The sequence below is a fragment of the Terriglobia bacterium genome, assembly GCA_020073185.1.
Classification (GTDB): domain Bacteria; phylum Acidobacteriota; class Terriglobia; order Terriglobales; family Acidobacteriaceae; genus JAIQGF01.
The window spans coordinates 1-9,101 of sequence record JAIQFT010000091.1 but is presented as its reverse complement, the minus strand read 5'-3'; the positions used below and the strand labels follow the sequence as shown (position 1 = coordinate 9,101).

10 protein-coding genes are annotated in these 9,101 nt (G+C 60.6%); 5 read left to right on the top strand and 5 right to left on the bottom strand.

Annotated features, from left to right (window positions below):
• Positions 1–119: 119 nt before the first annotated feature.
• The gene (locus LAN64_19775) at positions 120–347 is read right to left on the bottom strand and encodes a hypothetical protein (protein ID MBZ5570069.1); all 228 of its coding nucleotides are present in this window, start codon (positions 345–347) and stop codon (positions 120–122) included.
• Between the two features lie 99 nt (positions 348–446).
• On the opposite strand from LAN64_19775, the gene LAN64_19770 reads away from it, so the two are divergent.
• Together LAN64_19770 and LAN64_19765 are read left to right on the top strand one after the other, a co-directional pair.
• The gene (locus LAN64_19770; GenBank protein MBZ5570068.1) at positions 447–1,025 is read left to right on the top strand and encodes a DUF2911 domain-containing protein; all 579 of its coding nucleotides are present in this window, start codon (positions 447–449) and stop codon (positions 1,023–1,025) included.
• A gap of 347 nt (positions 1,026–1,372) precedes the next feature.
• On the top strand, positions 1,373–1,537 hold the full coding sequence (locus LAN64_19765; GenBank protein ID MBZ5570067.1) for a zinc ribbon domain-containing protein: 165 nt from the start codon (positions 1,373–1,375) through the stop codon (positions 1,535–1,537).
• A gap of 124 nt (positions 1,538–1,661) precedes the next feature.
• Here LAN64_19765 and gcvPB read toward each other — a convergent pair whose 3' ends face one another.
• From gcvPB to gcvT, 4 genes are all read right to left on the bottom strand, one after another.
• Positions 1,662–3,170, bottom strand: coding sequence for an aminomethyl-transferring glycine dehydrogenase subunit GcvPB (gene gcvPB, locus LAN64_19760; protein MBZ5570066.1), 1,509 nt, complete (start codon positions 3,168–3,170; stop codon positions 1,662–1,664).
• Positions 3,167–4,546: an aminomethyl-transferring glycine dehydrogenase subunit GcvPA gene (gene gcvPA / locus LAN64_19755; protein ID MBZ5570065.1), complete on the bottom strand. Its 1,380-nt coding sequence runs from the start codon at positions 4,544–4,546 to the stop codon at positions 3,167–3,169. The genes gcvPB and gcvPA overlap by 4 nt, the downstream gene beginning before the upstream one ends.
• A 166-nt stretch (positions 4,547–4,712) precedes the next feature.
• Positions 4,713–5,102: a glycine cleavage system protein GcvH gene (gene gcvH / locus LAN64_19750; GenBank protein ID MBZ5570064.1), complete on the bottom strand. Its 390-nt coding sequence runs from the start codon at positions 5,100–5,102 to the stop codon at positions 4,713–4,715.
• Positions 5,103–5,285: 183 nt separating this feature from the next.
• Positions 5,286–6,428: a glycine cleavage system aminomethyltransferase GcvT gene (gene gcvT, locus LAN64_19745; GenBank protein MBZ5570063.1), complete on the bottom strand. Its 1,143-nt coding sequence runs from the start codon at positions 6,426–6,428 to the stop codon at positions 5,286–5,288.
• Between the two features lie 452 nt (positions 6,429–6,880).
• On the opposite strand from gcvT, the gene LAN64_19740 reads away from it, so the two are divergent.
• From LAN64_19740 to LAN64_19730, 3 genes are all read left to right on the top strand, one after another.
• The gene (locus tag LAN64_19740) at positions 6,881–7,321 is read left to right on the top strand and encodes a nucleoside deaminase (GenBank protein MBZ5570062.1); all 441 of its coding nucleotides are present in this window, start codon (positions 6,881–6,883) and stop codon (positions 7,319–7,321) included.
• Between the two features lie 100 nt (positions 7,322–7,421).
• Entirely contained in the window at positions 7,422–8,024 is a 603-nt protein-coding gene (locus LAN64_19735) for a hypothetical protein (protein MBZ5570061.1), read from the top strand.
• 152 nt (positions 8,025–8,176) lie between these two features.
• Positions 8,177–8,557 (top strand): hypothetical protein, encoded by a 381-nt coding sequence (locus LAN64_19730; protein ID MBZ5570060.1) that lies wholly within the window; start codon positions 8,177–8,179, stop codon positions 8,555–8,557.
• The last annotated feature ends 544 nt before the right edge of the window (positions 8,558–9,101 follow it).

The window sequence follows — 9,101 nt, the reverse complement described above, 5'->3', positions numbered from 1 at the left end:
TTTTTCCCAAAGTGCTGAGGGTGTGGTAGCTTCGCTTCAAGGCGGTTCTCCTTTCGTTGAGAAAGTTTCCAACCCGACTCTATCAAGAGCCGGGTCGAGAACCGCCCCTCAACCTTCAACTATGGATGGGACACCCTCTTCGCTTCCGCCAGTTGCTTCATGATGATCTGGATATCCATCACCGGCTTGCCCGGCCAGCGCTGGCTTTGGCAGTACACCCCGTGCTGCCCGACAAACGCCATCGCGTCGGTGATCAGGTCCATGGTGACCGCTAGGCGCCCACGCGGCACTCCCATCATGAACTCGTACTTTTCCAGCTCTTCGCGCTTTTCCTCGAAAACTGACATCCCGAGATTGTACGGGAGGCACCGCACATTGCGTGTCACCGGCAGGCAGGTTGTCGCATTTATCCAACATCACTGATATCTTGAAGCTTTGGAGGAAGTATGAGGCGTTCCACCCTGTTGGTCATCGCAACTTGTGTTCTGACCTTCTTTATCGCGCTCGCCGCCACGGCACAAATGGCACACGACAAGTCGAAGCGTCCCAGCCCGCCGGGCGCCGCGACGTTCGCCTTCGCCGACGGCAAGACCATCACCATCGACTACAGCCGGCCGAAAATTAACGATCCCCAGTCCGGCAAGCCGCGCGTCATCTACGGCGGCCTGGTTCCCTATGGCGAAGTTTGGCGCGCCGGCGCCAACGAAGCCACCTCTTTCGTCACTCAGGCGAACCTGCTGATCGGCGGCACGCCGGTGCCCGCCGGCAGCTACACGCTGTTCATCCTTCCGCAGCAGAGCGGCCCGTGGAAACTGATTGTCAGCAAGAAAACCGGTGAGTGGGGCATCCCCTATCCCGGCGAGCAATACGATTTGGCGCGTTTCAACATGAAAGCAGACAAGCTCGCCGCACCCATGCAGCAGTTAACGATCTCTTTTGAACAACGCGGAGCCAAGGCCGGACTCCTGAAACTCGAATGGGAAAACACCAGCGCTTCGGTGGAATTCAGCGAGGCGAATCACTAGATCTCGATGGAGCGCGCTCGGCCACGAGCCGACCCTCGATTGGCTCTGGCCGCTTCTCAATTTGCTCTGGCCGATGGATTTGCTCTGACCGATTCTCGACTGGCTCTGGTGGAAGCGCCGGGCTTTAGACTAGCCCGGCGAAAGGCACCTCCATGGTCATTCCGAGCGGGCGAGGGAGCGCAGCGACCGAGCCGGCGAGGAATCCGGGTTTTTAACAACCCACGATCTGGCACTCTCACCTCGCGAGTGCTTCCCGTTTTAGTCCCGCTTGTCGCCGCTTGACGCTTGCAGGCGATTGCAACCTTCCCGCTCTGTACTAGAATGCCTTCTACTCCCGGAGGTGCGTCATGCCGCGCTACGAATTCTTCTGCGAAGACTGCCAAAAAGAGTTCGAGGTAATTCTCACTCTTGCCGAGTACGAGAAAGGCCAGGTGAAATGTCCGAAATGCGGGGGTAAACACGTCCACCAGGAAGCGGCGGCGTTCTTCGCCGTGACCTCGAAGAAATCTTAGCCACAGAGTACGCAGAGGAAACAAAACTATACGAACCGATCGGCGTCGGCCAGAAAAACAAGGCTGAACCCTGCGGCTCAGCCTTTTGTCTCTGAAAACCTCCGTGACCTCTGTGGCTATCCCGTCAGTCGCCCTTCGCCGACTGCGTCTGCGGTTTCCACCTCAAAATCGGCTGGCGCGCGGCGCGCGTTTCATCCAACCGCGCGACGCGCGTGGTATGCGGCGCGTTCAGCACGACCTCGGGAGCGTTCTCGCATTCCTCGGCGATGTTTTTCATCGCATCGACGAACAGGTCCATCTCCTCCAGCGATTCGCTTTCCGTCGGCTCGATCATCAGCGCCCCATGCACAATTAGGGGAAACGACACAGTGTACGGGTGAAAGCCGTAATCGATCAGCCGCTTGGCGATGTCGCCCGTCTTGATGCCCTTCGCCGTCTGCTTGTGGTCGCTGAACACGACCTCATGCATGCTGGGCGTCGAGTACGGCAACTCGTACACGCCTTCCAGTTTCTTGCGAATGTAATTGGCGTTGAGTACCGCGTCTTCCGTAGTCTGCAGCAGGCCGTCGCGCCCGTTGGCCATGATGTACGCCAGCGCGCGCACGTGCATCCCGAAATTGCCGTAGAACGCGCGCACCCGCCCGATCGACTGCGGCCGGTCGTAGTCGAATCCGAGCGTCCCATCCTTCTTGGTCACGACCACCGGGATGGGCAAGAACGGCTCCATGATTTTCTTGCATGCCACTGGACCCGATCCCGGGCCGCCGCCGCCGTGTGGTGTCGAAAACGTCTTGTGCAGGTTGAGGTGCATCACGTCGATACCGAAATCCCCCGGCCGCACCTTGCCCACCAGCGCGTTCATGTTGGCGCCATCCATGTACACCAACCCGCCCTTGCGGTGCACAATTTCGGCCACCTTGTGGATTTCCTGCTCGAATAATCCCACCGTATTGGGATTGGTTACCATCAGCGCGGCGACATCCTCGTTCATCTGCGCTTCCAGCGACGGGATGTCCACCATGCCTCGGGCGTTTGATTTCAGGTTCTCCACCCCGTAGCCCGCGATCGCCGCCGTGGCAGGATTGGTGCCGTGGGCCGAGTCAGGAATCAAAATCTTCTTCCGCGGATTGCCCTGCGATTGCAAATATGCCCGAACCAGCAGGATGCCGGTAAGCTCCCCGTGCGCGCCCGCGGCCGGCTGCAAGGTGATCGCGTCCATGCCGCAAATTTCCATCAGCGCCTTGCGCAGCGCCTGCAGGATCAGCAGCGCGCCCTGCGATACCTTCTCCGGCTGGTACGGATGCGCGTTCGCCAGCCCCTCCAGCCGCGCCACAATCTCATTGATTCGCGGGTTGTACTTCATGGTGCACGACCCCAACGGATACAGGCCCGTGTCCACGCCGTAGTTCCACGTGGAAATGCGCGTGAAGTGCCGGATGATCTCGATCTCGCTGACCTCGGGCATGTTCCCCAAATCAGCGCGCGCCGCATTGCCCAGCAACTGCGATGGGTTTACGTCGGGCACATCGAGTTCGGGCAGCTTGTACCCCTTCTTGCCGGGCGACGATTTCTCGAAGATCAGCCCTTCGTTCTGGATGACGTGCGTGGTGGCTTTCTTGATGTTCCGGTTCATTGCGCCACCTCCGCGGTTCCCGGGACGCCCTGGGGTTTGGCTCTTTGAGGTGGAGACAGTGCCTTCGCCGCTGCCTCAATCGCAACTCTGCTTGTCAGCTCCGTGCAGCACCACAGCGACGCGTTGCCCAGCTCGGGATAGAACTTCTTCAGCGGCAATCCCCCGATGATCTTCTGCTTCAGCATGCGGTCGTTCAGCATCTTGGGAGTTTTGCTGGTCTGCACCACAAACTCATTGAACCGCGGCGCGCCCTGGAACAGGACCTTCGCCGTCTTGCCAAACTCCTCGACCGCGTAAGCCGTCTTGGCCAGGTTCTGCGTCGCCAGTTCCTTCAGCCCCTCGCGTCCGTACACGGTCATGAACACGGTCGCCATCAGCGCGATCAACGCCTGGTTGGTGCAGATGTTCGATGTCGCCTTCTCGCGCCGGATGTGCTGCTCGCGGGTGGAAAGCGTCAGCACGAACCCGCGCCGCCCCTGCTTGTCCACCGTCTGCCCGACCAACCGGCCGGGCATCTGGCGGACGAACTTTTCTTTCGTCGCAATGACGCCGGCGTACGGCCCACCGAAGCTGAGCGGCACGCCGAACGACTGCGCTTCCATAGCGACGATGTCGCATTCCGTGGGCGGCTTCACAATGCCGAGCGAGACCGCTTCGGTGATCGCCACCACCAGCAGCGCTCCCTTGCGGTGCGTGAGATCCGCAACGGCAGCGACGTCCTCAATGGTGCCAAAGAAATTCGGCGATTGGATCAGCACGCACGCCGTGTCATCCTTGATCGCCTTCTCCAGCGCGGCGGCATTCACGCGCCCGTTCTCGAGGAACGGAACCTCGGCCAGCGGCATGCCCTGGTTTTTCGCGTAGCTGGCCAGCACTTCGCGATATTCGGGGTGCACGCTGCGCGCCACCACCGCACTGCGGCGCCCGGTGGCGCGCGCCGCCATCATCGCCGCCTCGGTGGTCGCGGTCGAGCCGTCGTACATCGAGGCGTTGGCCACCTCCATGCCGGTCAGCTCGCAGATCATGGTCTGGAACTCGAAGATCGCTTGCAGGGTGCCTTGCGAGATTTCCGGCTGATACGGCGTGTAGGCGGTGAAAAACTCGCCGCGCGAGATTAGCGTGTCAATGACAACCGGCTGGTAATGGCGGTAGGCGCCGGCGCCCAGGAAACTGGCGTAGCCGGAAGCGGCGGTATCGGCCGCGCGCTGCCGAAACCATTCCAGGATGTCGGCTTCGGCCATCGAGGGCGCAATATCCAGCTCGCGATTCAGCCGATACTCCGCCGGAATGGGAGCAAAAAGCTCGTCAACGGAGCGGATGCCGATTTCGCGCAGCATCAGCTCCCGGTCAGTCGGGGACTTCGGAAGATAGCGCATAGGAATTTGTAATTGGGCAATTTGTAATTTGTAATTTTCGCAACTTTGGGTTGCCCCACCCTTGTCGCGCCGCTTTTGCGCGACAGGGCGGGGATTTCCCCAATTGCAAATTACAAATTACCAATTACAAATCCGCCGTAACTTCTACGCCATCACTCCGCCCGCGTCAGTGTCCGGCTTCTTCCGCCACAAATTTCTCGTAATCCGCGGCAGAGAGCAGGTTCGTGACCTCGCCCGGATTGCTGAGCTTCACTTTCACCATCCACGCGCCGTGCGGGTCGGCATTGACTTTTTCTGGCGCCGTGTTCAGCTCCTGGTTGACCTCAGTCACCGTGCCTGAAGCCGGCGCGTAAATGTCCGATACCGCCTTCACCGACTCCACCGTCCCCAGGGTCTTGCCCGCGGTCAGCGTAGCGCCGGGCTTGGGCAACTCGACGAACACGATGTCGCCCAGCGCCTTCTGCGCATGATCGGTGATTCCGACGATGCCGGTATCACCTTGCACTTTGATCCACTCATGTTCCTTCGTGTACTTCAAATCCGCCGGATAGGCCATTTCGTCGTGCTCCACTTACGCCAGAATATTTACGACTGAAATGATTTCGTCGCCGAAAACAAAACTTAAACGGCTGTCATCCTGAGCGAGGACGCGCCGTCTTTGCGCGTCCGCGTCGTAGGACCCGCTACTTCCGCTCAAATTTCAATGCCTTGCGCCGTGAGCCGTGCGCCTTGAGCCTCGCTACGCTTTCTTCGGTCTCTTATAAAACGGCGTCGGCACCACCTTCGCCTTCACCGCATTGCCCCGAATCTCCACTCCGAGCACGGTGTCCACCTTCGCGTGCGACAGCGGCACATACGCCAGATCGATATTCTTCTTCAAGAACGGCGCATACGACCCGCTGGTCACCTGCCCGATCTGCTTCCCGTTTTCATCGAGCACTTTGTATCCATCGCGCCCGATGCCGCGCTCGATCATTTCCAGCCCCACCAAGGTGCGCGTCACTCCGTCAGTCTGCTGCCGCTCCAGCGCTCTCCGCCCGATGAACTCGGCCTTGTCCATCTTCAGCCAGCGGTCCAGGCCGGCTTCCCACACCGTGATCGAATCGGAAATCTCGTGCCCGTACAGCGCCAGCTTGCCCTCCAGCCGCAGCGTGTTGCGCGCGCCCAGCCCGCACGGCAGCACGCCGAATTCCTTGCCCGCCGCCAGCACCTCGTTCCACACGCGTTCGCTGGTCGCCTCGTCGGTGGGAACGTAAATCTCGAATCCGTCCTCGGCCGTATAGCCGGTGCGCGCGATCAGTGCGTCTTTCAGACCGCAGACCGTGCCGCGCGTGAACCAGTAAAACTTCACCTTCGACAAATCGGCGTCGGTCAGCTTCTGTAGCACGTCCACGCCGCGCGGCCCCTGGATGGCGATCTGGGTGAAGTCATCGCTGAGGTGCTCGACCGTGCAATCGAACGAGCGCGTGTTCTCGCGCACCCACGCGATGTCCTTCTCGCGCGTCCCAGCATTGATGACGAAGAAGAAGTCGTTCTCTCCGAAGCGGTGAACGATCACGTCGTCCACGAACGTTCCCTGCGGGTATAGCATCGCCGAATACTGGCACTGCCCGATCTGCAGCTTGGAGGCATCGTTCATGGTGATGTGCTGCACCGCCGGCAGCGCCTGCCGCCCCGAGACGCGGATATCCCCCATGTGGCTGACGTCAAAGATTCCCACCCCGGAACGTACCGCAAGATGTTCGGCGATCAACCCGGCGGGATACTCCACCGGCATGTCCCAGCCGTTGAAGTCCACCATCTTGGCGCCCAGCTTGCGGTGGACCGCGTTCAGTGCGGTCTTGCGGATGCCTGCGGTTGAAACATCTGGCGTGGAAGACACGGTATACCTCTCCGGGCCGTGATGAGAGCCTGGGCCAGATCGGAACGCGCTACCTTAACATGCGGTCTGACGCGGGTCAAACATCGCCTCGAACCCGTTTTGGGCCTCCGCCGCGCCGCTCCACCCTTCTCAGCCGCCCCGATTCGCGCTACAGTTCGACTCATGGCAGGAAAATATCGCTGCGCTGTCTGCGACCTGGAAGAGTCACGCTGCCTGTGTGACAAGTACTGTTTCCTGTGCCAGGGCGGCAACGACGTTCGCCTCTGCGCCGACGGCCTATACTACTGCCTCGAATGTCGCGAAGCCTGCGACTTGGAAGCTCAGGTGTGAGTCGCGAGTTCCGATTGGCGGACTCGCGGTCGTGCGCGGGAAACCCGAGTCGCAGAATCGTGGGTCATTTCTTTGCGGCTTCGCCAACTCAGAAGACGCTCTAACTCATAGAGCAAACTCTTATGACCGACCACGAACTCCTGCGCGAAGCTCTCTCCGAAGCCCGCCTCGGCCTCCGCGAAGGCGGTCTGCCCATCGGCTCCGTGCTTGCCGACGCTGCTGGGCACATCCTCGCCCGCGGCCACAACCTCCGAGTCCAGACCGGCGACGCCACCGCCCACGCCGAAGTCGTCTGCCTGCGCAACGCCGGACGCCGCCGCGACTGGCCCCAGCTCACCCTGGTCAGTACTCTCAGCCCGTGCATCATGTGCACCGGCGCCAGCCTGCTCTACCGCATCCCGCGCGTCATCATCGGCGAGAACCGCAATTTCCTCGGCGCGGAAGACTTGTTTCGCCAACACGGAGTAACTCTGCAGGTGATGGACGACCTCGAGTGCATCGAACTGATGCGCTCCTTCATCGCCGCTCACCCTGAGCTGTGGAACGAAGATATTGGCGTCTGAATTCCTGCCTGCCGGAGCCACACCGTCAACAGCAGCCGCGATCTGCCATCGACCATCGACCATCGACTTCGTTCAGAGTACATTAAGCGCGCAGAAACCAATGGATGCCGAAGTCACCGTCGAACTTGCATCGGGCGATCCCACCCTCGCCATCCCCTGGTCCTCCGGCGACGGCCTTCTGCGCTACTACGACCTCAAGCGCCAGCCCGACCTCCTCCTCTACATCGACGAAGCCTCGCGCTACCACGAAATGGCCGAGTTCCTGGTGCAGATCAATTCCCCCGCCTCGCTGCTGGAATCCGCCAAGTGCGACGCCTGGTACACCGTCGAGCTCAGCGAGCCGGAAGGCATTTACGGGGCCGCCGGGAAATTCGTTTCCTACGTGGACGTCTTCTTCGCCGCCGACCCTGCTCGATTATCCTTCCAGCAGCACGAGGACTTCGCCCGCCGCCTGGTCAAGCTCCTCGCACGCGCCCCGCAAATCTCCGCCGCCGCCGAGTTCATCATCCGCCGCTGCTATTACCAACCGCAAACCGCCGACGCAACCGCATCCCCTGCAGTTCCCCAACAGGGCTTCTACTTCACCTTTTATTTATCCGGTTACGGCGATGACGAGTCCGATGCCCGCAAGCGCTGGGGCATCGGACTCAAGCTCATCGGCAATGCTGCCCTGCAGCTCTCCGTCGCCGCCCGGCATAGTTGACGACTGCGATCACCATCGTTTGGTGCTCGACGCGGTGCTCACTATGGTTCCCGGCTTAGCCTACAACACGACGCAGGCGGGCAGTTCCGCAGCCGCTCGAAGTAGAATAGACCTTCACGCGATCAGTGATTGCCGGATCTAATGGAGGAATCGTGAACCCGGCTTCCGTTTCTGTCTCCGTTCGGCTGCAAAGAGCCACTACTGAACTGCGCGACGTCGAGGCTCTACTCGCCTCCGCCGATCTCGACCCACGCATTCTCTCCGATTTCCGCGATGCCGTGAATCGCGTCCGCACCACCGCCTGGGCAACCCAACAATATGCCGAGACGAAAGAAACGGAATCCGACCCTAGCGCCGTGCTGTCGCTCTTGGCTGCCGAGCGGATCCGAACCGCCTATCAACTGTGCCGCGCCATTCGCCAGGATCTCGACAAGCCCGATCTGCGCTTTCAACCCGGCCAACTCATTCATCTCCACACCGCCGCCCTGGACTTGGTCCAAAAGCTCACGACCATGCTCGGCGAACCAAAGTGACGGCCGGAGGATTAACAAGAAGCTATCTGGCTTTGTTGACATCCCCTTCGTTCGAGCTGCTGCATCCCTGCGGACTGCGTGGCCTCAGCCCCGCAGGGGCGACAGAACTTAGAGCGGCACGTAAGTGCTGGGAAAGCTGCTCTTGAAATACACAGAGTCCCGTAGGGACGGCGCGAAGTGAAACTTGCTTCCTGCGAGAACCTCAACAGAGCCAAGCTATCTCATAAATTTTTCGGAAGGGCACGGCTTCAGCCGTGCCGCCCAGAGCTTGTCTTTCGCGTGCTGGGGTGGTCGTGCGCGGCGAGGAATCTCGGTGTTTCCTCTCTCGGTTACACCGTTTCTGCAACTGCTCCGCAAGTCCACCACGAGGCTGTGTCTGTTAAGCAACGTCCAGGGCCTCCAACCATTAGGGCCGTGGCTGCTGGTTTTGCTGCTCCGTGATCTGCCGGCGGCGCGCGTACAGGTCCTGCAAGACCTCTTGCGCAGACCTGATGTTCGGAGTGTGGGGATAGTCGTCCTGCGATACACTGGCGCGCTGTGGGGC